The following is a 15,615-nucleotide window of genomic DNA, read 5'->3' as shown; positions in this document are numbered from 1 at the left end:
ATTCGTCCAGTTTTTACACGGGATTGCGAAATGGATCGTCAGAGATTGCGCTGCGCTTCCATCCGATCATGAAGGACCCTGATGATCGCAATTCCGTACGCAGTGATTCGAAAATAGATCATGTGCCGCTCCACACTGCAGCGCCGATAACCAGGACGGATAGTGTCGCAGGCCGGCGCCTTTTTCGGGCGCTCGGCCAATTGCGCAAATGCTGAGGTAAGAATGTCAATATAGCGATTGGCCTGATCCAGGCCCCACTGGCGAGCGGTATAACTCCAGATTGCCTCAAGGTCACCCTCTGCGGCAGGCGTTAGACGATACTCAGCCATGCGCGGTTAACATTCTCTGTTTGAATGCAGCTGGATCGAATGGGCGAGGTTTTCCGCTGGATTCACCTTCCCGAAGGGCGGCACGGATCGTTTCGAGTTCAGCGCTGCGCTCCTGTTCACGACGGATCAGATCGCGAATATATTCGCTGTCGTTGGTGTAATGGCCCGCTTCTATCTGCGCTTTGATCCAGTTGTCCTGCTGGTCAGTCACAGTGATGGTTTTTCGTACGGTTCCCATGATTGGGCCTCCACGGAGATGGTCGACTGCGTGCAAACTATCATACTCTTGGTGCGGTATCGAGCAATCGAGCCTCTATTGCGATCCATCCAATCCCAACAGAAATTGCAGCTTTGCGGCAAGTCCGCTCCAACAATTGAATGCATTCCAAACATTGCCGAATACTTTTCTCAGAACCCCAGCGGGTACTGAATCACTACATATATCCGGTCTATGTCATCACCCGCCTGCGCCTCATTGGCCCGGTGCGAAACGTGCGATACCTGCACCGACAGGTCCTTCGCCGCACCCGTCTGGATCATGTACTTCAAATCAATGTCTCGCTCCCAGTGCTTGCCCCCATCACCTTGTTGCGGCGCGAAGGTGCCGGTCGCCGGGTCGAACGGGTTGTAGGCCCCGCCTTGTGGCGCATGGGTGCCGTCGATCTGGTCGCCGGTGACGTAGCGGGTCATGAATTTCAGACCGGGTATCCCGAAGGCAGTCAGGTCCAGGTCATAACGAACCTGCCAGGAGCGTTCGTGGGCGCCGTTGAAGTCGGCGTACTTGATCGAGTTGGCGAGATAGATGGAGTCGCCGCCGACGAAATCGAACGGCGTATCACCGTCGACTTTCTGGTACGCCAGGGTGAACCCATGGGCGCCCAGCGTGTATTGGCCGGACAGGCTATACGCCGTATTGTCGATGGCACCGGCCAGCGCCTGGCCGGTGTCCCGGGTGTGATAGAGATTGGCGTCGAGGAACACCTCGGCCTGCTTGAAGTGCAGGTTGCCGTAGTACTGATGCCAGGTGTCAGTCAGATCCGATGCATACAGGGCGCCGCCAACCGGGCTTTGGGTAAACAGATCGGCGCCGACAAACGAAATGCCGCCGGCCTCGGTATTGGCGCCATAACCGAAAAAGTTGCCCTTGCCTGAAGCACTGTCCTGATTCTTGAACGCCGTGAAGTGCCCGGCCTGCAGGTTCATGCCATCGATTTCGCGGCTGTTGAGCAGAAAACCTGTGGCGTACTCCGGCTGCAGGCGCTTGTCCGCGGTGTCGAACACCGGGGATTCGACCTCCATTTCGCCAAATGCCAAGGTGGTGTTCGATGCCTTGAGCTTGATCGCGCCGCCACCGCTGGAGTAGTTGCTTTCGCTACGACCGTCACTGCTTACTGGCAGCAATCCGGTCCCGGAATGGCCCTTGCCGCCATCGAGCTTGAGTCCCAAAAAGGCATGGGCATCGAGGCCGAAGCCGACCGTGCCCGGTGTAAAGCCGGATTCAAAAGCACTGATAAAACCTTGGGCCCATTCAGCCTTGTAGTTCTTGCCGGTCGGCGAGGGCGATCGATAGTCGCTGTTCAGATAGAAGTTCCGGCTGAGCACGCCGAGGCTCGCACCCTCGAAAAATCCTACGGAGTCTTTCGCCGATTCTTCGGCCAGTGCGTGGGTAGTCAATAGGCAGAAGCACAGGGCAATGGCCGCCCGGGAGTCTTGCGGGGAAAGGATCATCAATGGGTCACCACCGGGCCAGCGACTGCGTCGGAACGCAGTCGCCGGTTTTTTCAACGGACCTTAATGGCCTTCGGACGCACCAAACATGGTCTTGGCGTAGATCAGGCCCAGACCGTAGGCACCACCGTTGGCAATCGAGGTTTTCACCGTTTCGTCGTACGTCTCGCTGCGGGCCCAGTCGCGTTGCAGTTCCAGCAGGTATTGCAGCGAGGTCATCGGCCGGGCACCGATCTGGATCATGCGCTGCATGGCCATTTCATGGGCCTCGGTGCTGACGTCGCCGCAGGCGTCGGCAATCACATACACCTCGAAACCCTGGTCAATCGCCGACAACGCCGGGCCAACGATGCAAACGGAGGTCCACAGACCGGCGAGGACAATCTTCTGCTTGCCGATGGCGTTGACTTCCACGGCAATGCGCTCGTCCTCCCAGGTGTTCATGCTGGTGCGGTCGATCACGTTGTGTTCCGGGAACACAGCCTTGATTTCGTCGAAGATCGGTCCGGAAAAACTCTTCTCGGCGACGGTGGTGAGAATGGTCGAGACCTTGAAGCCACGCGCTGCCTTGGCCACCAGTGCGGCGTTGTTGCGCAGGGTGACGGCGTCGATCGACTTGGTCGCGAAGGACATCTGCGACTGGTGGTCGATCATGATCAGGGTGTGGTCGGTCGGGGTCAGCAGGGTTTTGCCGGGTACTGCCTTTGCAATGGCCATGACACTGTCCTTACGAGGGTGAGTGAGGTGGTCATGGTTACGTAGATCGGGTCGGGAATATTGAATCGGTGTGCTGTCTTTGATAACACCGAGGCGGGGCGGGATGCCAACCGTCGTGTCGATATTCGTCTGGTACCGCAAAAGGGCGCCTGTCAGTCGTCGACCTGAGGTTTGCTTCGGGAGCGGATGCCGGAGGGAGCCGGTATACCCAGTGGGAGCGAGCTTGCTCGCGATGTGGCCGGTACATCCAGCATTGATGTCAGCTGACACTCCGCCATCGCGAGCAAGTTCGCTCCCACAGGGTTTTGGGGTTTCCATGCCACCAAAATGAAATGAGCGCCACCTGGGCGCTCATTTTTTCAGGTCCTGTTCAATTGGTTTTCACCACCGCCGGCGGGGTCCAGTCGCCGTCGAGGGCATCGGCTTGCGGCCAGTAGGCGCGGATGTACAGCGAGAATTCGGCGCCTTTGGGCGAGGGCAGCCAGTTGCTTTCCTTGTCCTTGCCCGGTGATTCGCTTTGCACGTAAATGGTCAGCGAGCCGTCAGGGTTGGTTTGCAGGGACTTGTTCTTGGTGCCGATGGAGTAACGCTTGAGCTCGTTCGGCGAGAAGAAGTGCTGTTCGTTGTACAGCGTCAGCGACCAGAACCCCTTGACCGGTGGCAGCTTGCCTTTGGCGAACGTGACGCTGTAGCCGTACTGACCGTTGAGGCGCAGGCCGTTTTCATCCAGGTCCTGGTAGAAGTATTTGGTCTCTTTCTGCTGATTGACGAATATGTTCGAGCGCGCGACGGCGGTACGGGTGAAATAGTCGGTGCCGAACGCTGCGCCGTTGCTGACGGTGCTCCAGTGATTGGGCAATTGCAGGCCGTAGTTGCGGAACTGCAACAGCGGGTCGATCACTTCGCTGTCGGCCTTTTTCGCCTCGTCGATCATCACGGCGCGCAGTTGCGGGTCGGCCTTGGCGATGGCCGCGAGGGCAGCCATTTGTGCGTAGCGGGCTTCTTCGCCCGGCAATGGCTTGGCGTCCTTGAGCAGGGCCGGCAGTTCGTCGAAGAACTTCTCCGGCACCACCCATTTGGTTTCGGCGCTGCCTTCAGAAGCCTGGGCCGGGAATTTCGGCAGCCTGGCCCAGTTGCGCTTTTTCATATTGCCGTCGTACTGCGACAGCGGGTACATGTCGATGCCCGACAATGCCGGCTGCACGGCCAGACGGTCGGCGGCGGTGTCGTCCTGGAATACCCGAGGGATCACGAACCCGGTGTTCGTACGCGCCCGGTATACCCGCTTGATGCCTGGCGGCACCTTGCCGTTCCAGTCCGGGCCGACCAGCAGGTAGAAGCCCGGTTGGGTGTTATACATCTTACCCATCTCGGCAAAGCTGTCGGAACGCAGGTCCACCACCTGATACACCCAGAAGCGGCCGTCGAAGTCCGGCACTTGCAGCACCACCGGCTCAATGTCCAGGGCGATGCTGCCGGCGCCGTACACCACGTCCTGGTTCGGGCAGGCCACCAGCCGTTCGGCCGGGTCGATGTAGTCGCTGAGCATTGACAGCCGATTGATCGGGGCCACGGGTACGATGCCGCCCATCAAGCCGGGTTCCGGCAAGTCCTTGAAGGTCTGGCGACGATTGAAAATGTTGGCCATCGGCCAACCCCAGAAATACGCCTCGCGCGCCATCATGCGTACGTACGATTCAGTTACTTTGGTGCCGGCAACAGGGCCCGAGACAGGGCTGGCGGCCGGAGCGGCGCCAGTGGCTTGCGCTGCGTAACCCGGAGTACTCAACAGGGCTGCGGCTGTGAGCGTACTGGCGAAAGTCAAGGCGAAGAGGGCGTGGCGCCGGGGCAAACGATTCATGAAGCGTCCTTACTTGTTGGCAGTCACCTGATGCAGGTGAGTTGCTGACAAGATAGCCCATCTTTATCCCGATGTTGTTGATGCACATGGTGAATAATCGTCGATCACGACACACTTCAGCTTCACGGCGCGCACAAAAACGGCCCGTTGAGTGAAACGAGCCGCTTTTGTGCCGGCAGCTGTTCAGCGCAGGCGCGAGGACGTCAGATGGACCTCAAAGATGATCGGCATCAATCACCGCCTTTGCGAACGCCTGCGGATCTTCCTGCGGCAGGTTGTGGCCGATGCCGCCGGTGATCAGCCGGAACTGGTATTTGCCGGTGAAGCGCTTGGCATAGTCCTCAGGAGCCGGGTGCGGTGCGCCGTTGGCATCGCCTTCAAGGGTAATGGTCGGCACGCTGATGGACGGCGCCGTGGCCAGTTTCTGCTCCAGCGCTTCGTATCGGCTTTCACCCTGGACCAAGCCCAGGCGCCAGCGGTAGTTGAACACGGTGATGTCGACATGGTCGGGGTTGTCCAGTGCCTTGGCGCTGCGGTCAAAGGTGGCGTCATCGAACGCCCATTTCGGCGAAGCCAGTTGCCAGATCAGCTTGGCGAAGTCATGGGTGTTTCTCTCGTAACCGGCGCGTCCGCGGTCAGTGGCGAAGTAGAACTGATACCACCACTGCAATTCCGCCTTGGGGGGCAGCGGGTTCTTGCCGGCTGCCTGGTTGCCGATCAGATAACCGCTGACCGAGACCAGTGCCTTGACCCGCTCCGGCCACAGCGCCGAGACAATATCGGCCGAACGCGCCCCCCAGTCATAACCACCGAGCACCGCTTGTTTGATCTTCAGGGCATCCATAAAGTCGATGACATCACTGGCCAACGCAGCCGGCTGGCCATTGCGCTCGGTTTCTACGGACAGGAAACGCGTATCGCCATAGCCGCGCGCATAGGGCATCAGCACCCGATAGCCCTTGGCGGCCAACAACGGCGCGACCTCGTCATAACTGTGAATGTCGTACGGCCAGCCGTGCAGCAGGATCACCACCGGCCCGTTGGCCGGGCCAGTTTCGGCGTACGCCACGTTCAGCAGTCCGGCGTTGACATGCTTGAGTGGGCCGAAGGGCAAGGGCGCCGCCTGCGTGGTCGCGGCAGGGGTCGCCGCTGGCTGCGCGGTGGCGGCCGTTTGCGCGTGGGCCGCGCCGAGCACGCCAAACAGTGTCAGCGCGAGGATCGAAGGGCCGACCAGGTGGCGGCGAGTGTTGCTGGTTTTGCTGTTGTGCAGTGCCTTCTTCATGGGATGTCTCCATTACCAGCCATGGGTCAGGGGGCCGGTCTGTGCCCCTTCAAACCTTGCTTGCATTGAAACGCGGCAACGTATCCGGCCTGTGTCGAATCGCCGGCCGGATGAAAGTCAGTGTATCGAGAGGTCGCGCTGACACACTGTGATACATAGGGATTTAGCCTGAGCCTCTTTGCAACTCGACCGAGACACATAACCCGCGCTTGTTCGTCTCATCCGAGAAACCCAGGCGCACCCGAGCCCCCGTACGCTCGGCGATGGCGTTGACGATGGACAAGCCCAACCCGGAGCCTGCTTCCTCTGTTCCCACGCTGCGATAGAACGGGTCAAACACGCGCATCTGCTCGTCGGCCGTAATACCAGGGCCGGAATCCTTGACCTGAAGGATCACGGTGTCCTGCGCCTGCTCCACCGACAGGTCGACGCGTCCGCCACTTGGGGTGTAGCGAATCGCGTTGTCCACCAGATTCTTGATCAGGATCAGCAGGTCCATTTCGTTGATGACGACCTGCACGTCTTCGGTACTTTCAACGCCGATGTCGATGCTCTTGCGTTCCGCCAAGGGCAACAGGTCCTCCAGCACCCGCCGATAGACCGCAAGGACCGAAACCGTGGTCTGCGGCCGCTCTGAATTCGATTGCGCGGCGGCCAGGGCCAGCAACTGATCAATCAGCTTTCTGCTGCGCTCGATGCCGCGGGACAACGGCAGCAGGCGTTCGACGGCTTGTGTCGGCATGGGCGTGGCTTTCAGTCGCTCGGCTTGCAGCGACAGGGCGGTCATGGGCGAGCGCAGTTCGTGGGCAGCGTCGGCGATGAAGCGGCGCTGGGTTTCCATGGATTGCGCAACCCGTGCCAGCAAGCGATTGATGGCCACGACGAAAGGGCGGATCTCGGTGGGCAGATGGTGTTCGTCGATCGGGTGCAGGGCCTGTTTGTCGCGTCGGTCTATGTCATCGGAGAGGGTGGCGATGGGACGAAACAGCTTGTGCACCAGATCGCTCACCACCAGCAACAGCACAGGAAACAGAATGAGAAACGGCAGCAGGCTGCGCCAGGCGCTCTCACGTGCCTCCTTGTCGCGAACCCCCGTCTCTTGGGCGACGACGATGCGCTCGCCCCGGGCGGTGGTGCGGACCAGCGCGCGAAAGTCTTCGCCCGCGATGTTCAAGGTCGACAGACCATCGGCCAGCGTCGTGGGGAAGGGCAGTGGCAGGACGCTGTCGTCGTTGTTGCCGACGGCTTTGTTGCTGTCAGCCAGGTATTGCACGATGACCCTCGATTCTTCGTCGTCACCGGCGATTTTTTCAGCGGCGGGGTAGTGCAGTGTCATCCGTTGTCGATCGAACAGGACCGCCACATGACGCAGGGTTTCGTCCTGCATTTCGTGGGCTTCGTCGAGGGCCGAGACGAACGCAAATATCCCGGCCAGCACCGCAACGATCAGGATGGCCAGCGACAGTGCGACCGACAGCCGTACCTGGACCGAGTCGCTCAAGCGCTTTTTGAAACCATCCATCCCATACCCCTGACGTTCTTGATGACCTGGTTGCCCAACTTGCGTCGCAGCGAATGAATCAGAAACTCCACGGCGTTGCTTTCCACTTCATTACCCCAGCCGTAGAGGCGGTCTTCGAGTTCGCTGCGCGAGAGGATCGCCCCCGGGCGGATCAACAGCGCCTGCAACAGGGCGAACTCGCGGCTGGACAGTTGCACACCGGGGTTATCGGCCGTGCTGGCCTGTTTCGACACTAGGTCCAGTGCCACCACGCCGTTGTCGAGCAATGACTGGGCGCTGCCGCCTTTGCGGCGCAGCACGGCGCGCATGCGGGCCAACAGTTCGGCCATGTCGAAGGGTTTGAGCAAGTAATCGTCGGCGCCACCGTCAAGGCCGCGCAGGCGGTCGTCGAGGCTGTCCCGGGCGGTGATGATCAGCAGCGGCACCGGGTTGTTGCGGCCGCGAATGCTGTCGAGCACATCCAGCCCATCCTTGCCTGGCAGCCCGAGGTCCAGCAGCACCAAGTCATAGGGCTGGGTTTCCAGCGCCGAGAGTGCGGTCAGGCCGTTTTTCACCCAGTCGGTGGCGTAGCTCGCATCACTCAGTGCGCCCTGGATGGCGTCCCCGATCATCGGGTCATCTTCGACCAGCAATATGCGCATGTCCCGCTCCTAAAAAAAGGCGCGGCGGTCATGACCGTCGCGCCTGTATTGAAGCACCTGTACCGGCGTTTGTCCGCCCGGTTATTACGCGCCTTTCATCGAATCGAAGGCCTTCATCAGCTCGTCCATGCGGGCCTTGCAGTCGTTCAGTTGCGGATTGCTGGCACGCAACGTGTCGAGCGCGCGGTCGATGGCCTTGTCCACGACATGCCAGTCGCTCGCGGCGCGCGGCTTGATGCCGGCTTCGGCCGAGTCCCAGGCGCTCTCCAGGTCCTTGATGCGGGCCTTCGCGCCCGGCAGGTCGTTTTTATCGACGATAGCGGCAACGTCGGCGGCGATGGTGCGGAACTCGGACAGGTCACCCAGTTTTGAACCAGATTGGGGTTGTGCACTCATTGCACCGGATTGGCTACCCGCAGCAGGCTTGTCGGCAGGTTTCGAGCAGCCGGCAGCAATGCTGAGGAGGAAGATCGACGAGACAATGGCGACGTGGCGAATGATGTTTTGAAAAGTGCGCATGACGATTCCTTGATGAACTATTGAAAAGGTTACTCAGTGACGGAATTGCGGTTGCCGACGCTCATCTGCGCGACAGCAACCAGCAGGACGATGACGCACAGGAAGATCGCGCTGGTCCAAGTCGCACCCATGCCGAGGCCACCGTAGGTCTTGGACTGGGTCAGCAAATCGCCCAGAGATGCACCGAACGGACGGGTAAGGATGTAGGCGATCCAGAAGGCCAGTACCACATTGGCACCCAGGCGCCAGGCCACCAGGGTCGCGGCGAGCAGCGCGGCGAAAATCACGGCGCCGAGGGTGAAGCCCAGGCCCAGTGCCTCGGTGGCCAGGTCACCGGCCGCCGTGCCGAGCGCAAAGGTGCAGAGCACGGTCGTCCAGTAGAACCATTCCCGGCGCGGGGTGACGATCTCGCGGATCGACAGGTTGTGCTCCATCCGGTACCAGACCAGAAAATTCAGTGCCAGCAGGACAGAAAACACCGCGGTGCTGGTGTACAGGCTGACGTCGAGGACGTCGGTCAGGATGTCGGTGAGCTGGGTCCCGACGATGCTTACCAGCACCACGGTCAGCCAGTAGGTCCCGGGCGAACAGGCGGTCTTGCGCATCTGTATGAACAGTGCGATGGCCAGCAATGTCGCCATGCCAAGGCTGGTCCAGCCCAGGCCGAGGCCGGCATCGACAGCGAGGAAGTCCGCGCCGGTTTCACCCACCGTCGTGGACAGGATCTTGATCACCCAGAATGACAGCGTCACCTCGGGTACTTTGTTGAGCCATCCGGCTGTAAGGGGGTTCATGGGCGGGTTGCCTCTCCTGAGCAGCGCCGAAGTTGCGCAAGGGAGACGATACGGACCGAAACTTAGCTGAGACTGAGGGGAGGGAAGTCGTTCGGATTTCTGCCATGGACTTCGAAGTTCCAGTTGACTTCAGAGGAGCAAAACTTGCTTTATTGCGAACCTCTGGAGTTCCTCAAGCGCTCACCCCGGGCCAATGAAGAACTGATGCGCACACACCTGTTGCATCGTATGCAACTGCTCAAGAACCAGTACCCGGACAACCTCAAGGCCCAGGTCTGTCATTTGATCGGCGGACTCTTGCACACGGGCGAGTGCAGTATCGAGGCGGTGAGCAACTCACTGGGTCTGCAACCGCGGGTCCTGCAGAAGCGCTTGCAAGCCGAAGGCAGCCGTTTCAGTCAACTGCTACAGGAAACCCGTCTGGAAATCGCCAAGCAAAACCTGCTGCGAGACAAAACCAGCATCACCGATCTGGCGTTGAATCTTGGGTATGCCGACGTCTCGGTGTTCAGTCGCCATTTCAAGCAATGGACCGGGTTTTCTCCGAGAAACTGGCGGGCGCAGCAAACGGTCGGCGATTGATAACCGGGCGAGTAAAATGGCAGGACAGGGTGCGGGGCAAGGATAAAAGCCAACTCGACTAAAGCACTATTTAGTCGAGTTATGTTGTCAAGTGCTTCGATTATGCCAATAAAGTCACGATTTAAAAGCAGGGAGACAAAATGACTCAAAGCACCCCGAAAATTGCAGAGCTGATCAAAACCCTGGGTTTTGAGCCTCATATCGAAGGCGGTTTCTTTCGCAGAACCTTCCAATCGGACGACCAGAACATGATCCTGAAGTCCGCTGGCCAACGACATTGCATGACGTCGATTTACTATCTGTTGACCCAGGACGCTCCAATCGGTCATTTCCATCTGAACCAGTCAGACATCGTTCATTACTATCATCTGGGCGATCCGATTCAGTACACGCTGATTTTTCCAGACGGCACATTGAAAACCATCGTGATGGGTCACGACGTTCTCGCCGGACAATGCTTGCAACTGCACGTGCCCGGTGGCATCTGGAAAGCTTCGCAGGTGATGCACGGCGCAGCAGGATTCGGTTTGATCAGTGAAGCGGTTTCGCCAGGCTTTGATTTCGCGGATATGGAAATGGGTGACCGGCAAAAGCTTGGGCAACAGTTTCCTGAGCATTGGGCATTGATCGGAAAGCTGACGCGAGGATGAGGTGGTTGCTTGCTTCAAGATCTGTGTGTGTCGGGGTCAATCTGGCAATATCGTATTGCGTGTAATGTATATTATGTTAAATCAAGTATCAGTGAATCCATCACGCTTCTTCCTCTGCACCCTTGTGACTCCATGAATTTGAAACTTTCCCATCAAAAATGCCGATGGGATTGTTTTTGCTGACGTCGCTGATGTCATTGAGTGGCGGTTTGAGAGCCCTATCATCAATGCCAGGCCCGATCGCGATCGCTACCGGACCCTGACAGATAACTCCGTCGTTTGGCATACCTGCCTCACCGGCACACAGCTTCGAATGAAGATGGGGTCATGCCGGGATAAGGCAAAATCAGGACATTTGCTTCGCATGCGGTTGTTCTAAAAAGGCTGCGTGCAATCCACCTCAAGTCCTCTTGAATGGCTGGCCACCTCGGACAATCGCCTGCCCTCAGGCCTCCAACCCGAACGGGTCGTCTACGGAATAGCTCGGCTCGGTAAACCAGCGCGGGCCAGTGGCGGTCATGTAGAAATGATCCTCCAGGCGAATGCCGAACTCGCCCGGCACGCAAATCATCGGCTCATTGGAGAAGCACATGCCCTCGGCCAGCGGCGTCTGGTCACCACGCACCAGGTAGGGTCCCTCGTGAATGTCCAGGCCGATGCCATGTCCGGTGCGGTGCGGCAAGCCGGGTAACTGGTAGTCCGGGCCGAGGCCGGCGGCTTCCAGGCTAAGCCGCGCGGCGGCATCCACCACCAGGCAGGGTTCGCCCAGGCGCGCGGCGTCGAAGGCGGCCTGTTGGGCGGCCTTTTCCAGGTTCCACATGGCGCGCTGGCGGTCGCTCGGGGTGCCGAACACGTAACTGCGAGTGATATCCGACTGGTAGCCGTGGAGCAGGCAGCCCGTGTCGATCAGCACCATGTCGCCGTCCTTGAGCACCTGCGCGTGCTTCACCCCATGGGGAAAGGCGCTGGCCTCGCCGAACAGCACGATGCAGAAGGTCGAACCCGGCGCGCCCACCTTGCGGTGCGCCTCGCGGATGAACTCGGCAACCTCGGTGGTGCTGATGCCTGCGCGCAGGATGCTGGCGGCAGCCTTTTGCACTTGCAAGGTCATGTCTTTGGCGCGCTGCATCAGCGCCAATTCTGTAGCGGACTTGTGATAGCGACACAGGTTTATCACGCAAGAAGCGTCTACGAACTCGAAGCCCGATCCGAGGCGGCGGATTGCGTCGAACATGAAGAACGCCAGGGATGGGCACAGTCCCACCACTGCGTTGGCGGCGATGCCCATTCCTGCGAGCATGTCGAGCAGCAGGCGGTAGGGACTCTCATGCTCATGCCAACCATGGATAACCCCATCCACCTCGCGGAAGTCACGGATGGTGCCCTCTTCGAATGCCGGGGCGATATAGGCCAGCGGGCCGTTGGCGGGCAGCACGGCGCCGACCATGCGTTCGCTCGGGCTCCACTTCACCCCGGTGAAGTAGTACAGGTTGCTGCCAGCGTTCAGGTAGAGGGCGGCGATGCCCTGCTCTCGCATCAGGCCCTGGGCCTTGGCAATGCGTGACTGGTATTCGTCGAGGCCGATGGGCTGCATGCCCGCGGTCATCTTCGCCAGGCCGGCCAGCGCCTGTTCCGGAGTTTTGCCACCTACACCCACTGTCATCTCATTCTCCTGAGTTATGTTGCAGTGCTCGAAATTTAAGCCTGACTTAAAAATGCGTCAATACGTATTTTCAGCTCCACTTAATTTCAATCAGGCGAAAAGCCTTTTCGACAATGCGCTGCCCGCTATACTGGCGCCTTTCAGAACACGAGCCACGCCAATGACCGCAGAACAGATCGGGGAACGGCTGCGCCGCCACCGCCGTGCCGCCAACAAGACCCTGAACCAAGTCGCCACTGAAACAGGCCTCACAGCCAGCTTCCTGTCCCAGGCGGAGCGTAACCTCACTGGCGTGTCCATCTCCTCGCTGGCGAGAATCGCAAATGCCTTGGGCATTCCGCTCAACACCCTGTTCGACCAGCCCGCCCAGCCCCAGCCCGACTCCCACCAGGGCCTGCGCGTACGGTACTCCATCGGCAGCCAGCCACTGGTCTACGAGCGCCTGTCCAGCAACTTCCCCGGCAACCTGATCAACGCGATGAAGATGACCATGGCGGTGGGCTACCAGTCCGAGCTCATCTCCCACGAAGGCGCAGAGTTTACCTATGTGCTCTCCGGGCAAATCGTCTACACCATCGAAGGCCACACCTACCCGCTCGGCCCGGGGGGATCGGTGCATTTCGACTCCACCAAGCAGCATTCCATTGCCAATTCTGGCGACGAAGTTGCCGAAGTGCTGGTCGTTACCACCATGGGGGGCCTGCTCGACGATCACCCCACGGCCTGATCGGCCGCCTTCAAAAAGTAAGTATCACTGAATTTAAGTTGAAATTAATTTTAGATTGACTTAATTTTTGCCTCGGCCGACGGCGGCGCGAGCACCCCTCTTCCCTTCAGCGCTACCGCCCGAGCCATGACGACGGCCTTCGGCTGCCTGCTCGTAAATGACGGGCAGCCTACCGCCCATAAAGCCGCAGGGTCAGGTGCATCCCCCCAGGAATGGTCTACCTGATCTGCCGCCCTCAAAAATAACAACAATGAGGTTCGCATGCGCAAAAAAGCCACGTTCAAGACTATGATCGCCGCCGGCCTGATCCTCGGTTCCGGCCTCACCCACGCCGCCAGCAACCTGGTGTTCTGCTCCGAAGGCAGCCCAGCTGGCTTCGACCCAGGCCAATACACCACCGGGACCGACTTCGACGCCTCAGCCGAAACCGTATTCAACCGTCTCTCGCAGTTCGAACGTGGCGGCACCAAGGTCATCCCGGGACTGGCAACCAGCTGGGACGTTTCTCCCGATGGCCTGACCTACACCTTCCACCTGCGTGACGGGGTCAAGTTCCACACCACCGACTACTTCAAGCCGACCCGCGACTTCAACGCCGACGACGTGCTGTTCACCTTCAACCGCATGCTCGACAAGGACATGCCGTTCCGCAAGGCCTACCCCACCGAATTCCCCTACTTCACCGACATGGGGATGAACGAAAACATCACCAAGGTCGAAAAAGTCGACGACCATACCGTCAAGTTCACCCTCAAGGGTGTCGACGCAGCCTTCATCCAGAACCTGGCCATGAGCTTCGCCTCGATCCAGTCGGCCGAATACACCGACCAGTTGCTCAAGGAAGGCAAGGCCCAGGACATCAACCAAAAGCCGATCGGCACTGGCCCGTTCGTGTTCAGCAAGTACCAGAAAGACGCCCAGATTCGCTACAAGGGCAACAAGGATTACTGGAAGCCTGAAGACGTGAAGATCGACAATCTGATCTTCGCCATCACCACCGACGCCTCGGTGCGCATGCAAAAGCTGAAAAAGAACGAATGCCAGATCACCTCCTTCCCGCGCCCGGCCGATATCAAGCCGCTGCAGGAAGACAAGAACATCAAGATGCCTAGTCAACCAGGCTTCAACCTTGGCTACATCGCCTACAACTTCACCCGCAAGCCGTTCGACAAGCTCGAAGTACGCCAGGCGCTAGACATGGCGGTAAACAAGAAAGCCATCATCGACGCCGTTTACCAGGGCGCCGGCCAGTTGGCCGTCAACGGCCTGCCGCCGACCCAATGGTCCTACGACGAGACCATCAAGGACGCCGGCTACAACCCGGAAAAAGCCAAGGCGCTGCTGAAGGCTGCAGGCGTGAAAGAAGGCACAGAAATCACCCTCTGGGCTATGCCGGTGCAGCGCCCCTACAACCCCAACGCCAAGCTGATGGCCGAAATGCTCCAGGCCGACTGGGCCAAAATCGGCATCAAGGCCAACATCGTCAGCTACGAATGGGGCGAGTACATCAAGCGCGGCCACGCCGGCGAGCACGACGCCATGCTGATCGGCTTCACTGGCGACAACGGTGACCCGGACAACTGGCTGGGCACCCTCTACACCTGTAACGCGGTCAACGGCAACAACTTCTCCAAGTGGTGCGATGCTGGCTACGACAAACTGGTAAACGCCGCCGAGGCCACCGCCGATGTGGAAAAGCGCACCGCGCTGTACAAAGAAGCGCAGCATGTCCTCAAAGCGCAGGTGCCGATGACCCCGATCGCCCACTCCACGGTCTACCAGCCGATGCGCACCAGTGTGCAGGACTTCCAGATCAGCCCCTTCGGACTCAGCAGCTTCTACGGCGTCTACAACAAACAGTGAGCGACAGGGGCCGGCCAAGGGCCCCTTTCCCCTTCCTCGAGCCGGCGCCAGACCGGTGAGGACTTTCTCACCTGCGACAACGAATACAATCAAGCGCCACACCGGGAAACGTCGAGCCGGAGCCTTTACCCACGCGGCCAAAACTGGTGGGAACGGCCAGCACGCTGACCGGCATTACAAAAATAATAAGGAGTGATAAACCCAAATGCTGAGTTTTATTGCCCGCCGACTGGGGTTACTGATCCCCACGTTTTTCGGCATCACCTTGCTGACTTTCGCGTTGATTCGCATGATCCCTGGCGACCCCGTAGAAGTCATGATGGGCGAACGCAGAGTCGACCCGCAAATGCACGCTCAGGCAATGGAACGCCTAGGTCTGAACAAACCCCTGTATGCCCAGTACCTGGATTACATCGGCAAACTGGCCCACGGCGATCTCGGGGAATCCCTGCGAACCCGTGAAAGCGTGTGGAGCGAATTCACCTCCCTATTCCCCGCGACCCTGGAACTGTCCTCGGCCGCGCTGTTGTTCGCCGGTGTCCTGGGCCTCTTGGCCGGGGTGATCGCGGCACTCAAGCGAGGATCCCTGTTCGACCATGGGGTGATGGGTGTCTCCCTGGCGGGATACTCGATGCCGATCTTCTGGTGGGGCCTGATCCTGATCATGTTCTTCTCGGTGAGCCTGGGCTGGACCCCGGTTTCCGGGCGTATCGACCTGCTCTACGACATCGAGCCAC

Annotated in this window: 16 protein-coding genes; 5 read left to right on the top strand and 11 right to left on the bottom strand. The window is 59.4% G+C overall.

Annotation, left to right across the window (positions count from 1 at the left end; translation table 11 throughout):
- Positions 1–38: 38 nt before the first annotated feature.
- The 10 genes from KGA96_RS13260 to KGA96_RS13215 all read right to left on the bottom strand — a co-directional run bounded on the left by KGA96_RS13260 (position 39) and on the right by KGA96_RS13215 (position 9,393).
- Complete coding sequence (locus KGA96_RS13260) at positions 39–329, bottom strand: type II toxin-antitoxin system RelE/ParE family toxin (protein WP_008015847.1); 291 nt, start codon at positions 327–329, stop codon at positions 39–41.
- The gene (locus tag KGA96_RS13255) at positions 322–567 is read right to left on the bottom strand and encodes a type II toxin-antitoxin system ParD family antitoxin (RefSeq protein ID WP_046043337.1); all 246 of its coding nucleotides are present in this window, start codon (positions 565–567) and stop codon (positions 322–324) included. Before KGA96_RS13255 ends, KGA96_RS13260 begins: the two co-directional genes overlap by 8 nt.
- A 170-nt stretch (positions 568–737) precedes the next feature.
- Positions 738–2,057 (bottom strand): OprD family porin, encoded by a 1,320-nt coding sequence (locus KGA96_RS13250; protein WP_185754853.1) that lies wholly within the window; start codon positions 2,055–2,057, stop codon positions 738–740.
- A 63-nt stretch (positions 2,058–2,120) separates the two neighbouring features.
- A complete protein-coding gene (locus KGA96_RS13245; RefSeq protein ID WP_046043338.1) occupies positions 2,121–2,774 on the bottom strand; it encodes a hydrolase in 654 nt (217 codons plus the stop codon).
- Between the two features lie 370 nt (positions 2,775–3,144).
- A complete protein-coding gene (locus tag KGA96_RS13240; protein WP_185754854.1) occupies positions 3,145–4,635 on the bottom strand; it encodes a DUF1254 domain-containing protein in 1,491 nt (496 codons plus the stop codon).
- 214 nt (positions 4,636–4,849) lie between these two features.
- Positions 4,850–5,917, bottom strand: a complete 1,068-nt coding sequence (locus KGA96_RS13235) for an alpha/beta fold hydrolase (protein ID WP_046043339.1) — start codon at positions 5,915–5,917, stop codon at positions 4,850–4,852.
- 163 nt (positions 5,918–6,080) lie between these two features.
- Entirely contained in the window at positions 6,081–7,439 is a 1,359-nt protein-coding gene (locus tag KGA96_RS13230) for an ATP-binding protein (RefSeq protein ID WP_046043340.1), read from the bottom strand.
- On the bottom strand, positions 7,415–8,080 hold the full coding sequence (locus tag KGA96_RS13225; protein WP_223513129.1) for a response regulator transcription factor: 666 nt from the start codon (positions 8,078–8,080) through the stop codon (positions 7,415–7,417). The genes KGA96_RS13230 and KGA96_RS13225 overlap by 25 nt, the downstream gene beginning before the upstream one ends.
- Positions 8,081–8,164: 84 nt before the next feature.
- Entirely contained in the window at positions 8,165–8,599 is a 435-nt protein-coding gene (locus tag KGA96_RS13220) for a hypothetical protein (RefSeq protein ID WP_223513125.1), read from the bottom strand.
- A 29-nt stretch (positions 8,600–8,628) separates the two neighbouring features.
- Positions 8,629–9,393 (bottom strand): membrane protein, encoded by a 765-nt coding sequence (locus KGA96_RS13215; protein WP_046043343.1) that lies wholly within the window; start codon positions 9,391–9,393, stop codon positions 8,629–8,631.
- 144 nt (positions 9,394–9,537) lie between these two features.
- On the opposite strand from KGA96_RS13215, the gene KGA96_RS13210 reads away from it, so the two are divergent.
- On the top strand, positions 9,538–9,975 hold the full coding sequence (locus tag KGA96_RS13210; RefSeq protein ID WP_223513122.1) for a helix-turn-helix transcriptional regulator: 438 nt from the start codon (positions 9,538–9,540) through the stop codon (positions 9,973–9,975).
- A 140-nt stretch (positions 9,976–10,115) separates the two neighbouring features.
- Positions 10,116–10,625 (top strand): cupin domain-containing protein, encoded by a 510-nt coding sequence (locus tag KGA96_RS13205; RefSeq protein WP_223513119.1) that lies wholly within the window; start codon positions 10,116–10,118, stop codon positions 10,623–10,625.
- Positions 10,626–11,070: 445 nt separating this feature from the next.
- On the opposite strand, the gene KGA96_RS13200 is transcribed toward KGA96_RS13205, so the two are convergent.
- Complete coding sequence (locus KGA96_RS13200) at positions 11,071–12,288, bottom strand: M24 family metallopeptidase (protein ID WP_046043348.1); 1,218 nt, start codon at positions 12,286–12,288, stop codon at positions 11,071–11,073.
- A gap of 160 nt (positions 12,289–12,448) precedes the next feature.
- Between KGA96_RS13200 and KGA96_RS13195 the strand changes: the two genes are divergently transcribed.
- The 3 genes from KGA96_RS13195 to KGA96_RS13185 form a co-directional block, all read left to right on the top strand.
- Positions 12,449–13,015 (top strand): helix-turn-helix domain-containing protein, encoded by a 567-nt coding sequence (locus KGA96_RS13195; RefSeq protein WP_046043350.1) that lies wholly within the window; start codon positions 12,449–12,451, stop codon positions 13,013–13,015.
- 288 nt (positions 13,016–13,303) lie between these two features.
- Entirely contained in the window at positions 13,304–14,878 is a 1,575-nt protein-coding gene (locus KGA96_RS13190) for an ABC transporter substrate-binding protein (RefSeq protein ID WP_404942375.1), read from the top strand.
- 205 nt (positions 14,879–15,083) lie between these two features.
- A partial coding sequence (locus tag KGA96_RS13185; RefSeq protein ID WP_223513117.1) for an ABC transporter permease subunit occupies positions 15,084–15,615 on the top strand: 532 nt, incomplete at its 3' end.

Source organism: Pseudomonas sp. GL-R-26 (assembly GCF_019947365.1).
Lineage (GTDB): Bacteria > Pseudomonadota > Gammaproteobacteria > Pseudomonadales > Pseudomonadaceae > Aquipseudomonas.
The sequence above is the reverse complement of the archived record's forward strand: the minus strand, read 5'-3'. Positions and strand labels throughout refer to the sequence as shown.

Coding starts and splice junctions, on each gene's coding strand:
- KGA96_RS13230 (WP_046043340.1), bottom strand. CDS start 7,439: ATGGATGGTTTCAAAAAGCGCTTGAGCGACTCGGTCCAGGTACGGCTG.
- KGA96_RS13245 (WP_046043338.1), bottom strand. CDS start 2,774: ATGGCCATTGCAAAGGCAGTACCCGGCAAAACCCTGCTGACCCCGACC.
- KGA96_RS13190 (WP_404942375.1), top strand. CDS start 13,304: ATGATCGCCGCCGGCCTGATCCTCGGTTCCGGCCTCACCCACGCCGCC.
- KGA96_RS13225 (WP_223513129.1), bottom strand. CDS start 8,080: ATGCGCATATTGCTGGTCGAAGATGACCCGATGATCGGGGACGCCATC.
- KGA96_RS13240 (WP_185754854.1), bottom strand. CDS start 4,635: ATGAATCGTTTGCCCCGGCGCCACGCCCTCTTCGCCTTGACTTTCGCC.
- KGA96_RS13205 (WP_223513119.1), top strand. CDS start 10,116: ATGACTCAAAGCACCCCGAAAATTGCAGAGCTGATCAAAACCCTGGGT.
- KGA96_RS13215 (WP_046043343.1), bottom strand. CDS start 9,393: ATGAACCCCCTTACAGCCGGATGGCTCAACAAAGTACCCGAGGTGACG.
- KGA96_RS13250 (WP_185754853.1), bottom strand. CDS start 2,057: ATGATCCTTTCCCCGCAAGACTCCCGGGCGGCCATTGCCCTGTGCTTC.
- KGA96_RS13255 (WP_046043337.1), bottom strand. CDS start 567: ATGGGAACCGTACGAAAAACCATCACTGTGACTGACCAGCAGGACAAC.
- KGA96_RS13220 (WP_223513125.1), bottom strand. CDS start 8,599: ATGCGCACTTTTCAAAACATCATTCGCCACGTCGCCATTGTCTCGTCG.
- KGA96_RS13260 (WP_008015847.1), bottom strand. CDS start 329: ATGGCTGAGTATCGTCTAACGCCTGCCGCAGAGGGTGACCTTGAGGCA.
- KGA96_RS13235 (WP_046043339.1), bottom strand. CDS start 5,917: ATGAAGAAGGCACTGCACAACAGCAAAACCAGCAACACTCGCCGCCAC.
- KGA96_RS13195 (WP_046043350.1), top strand. CDS start 12,449: ATGACCGCAGAACAGATCGGGGAACGGCTGCGCCGCCACCGCCGTGCC.
- KGA96_RS13200 (WP_046043348.1), bottom strand. CDS start 12,288: ATGACAGTGGGTGTAGGTGGCAAAACTCCGGAACAGGCGCTGGCCGGC.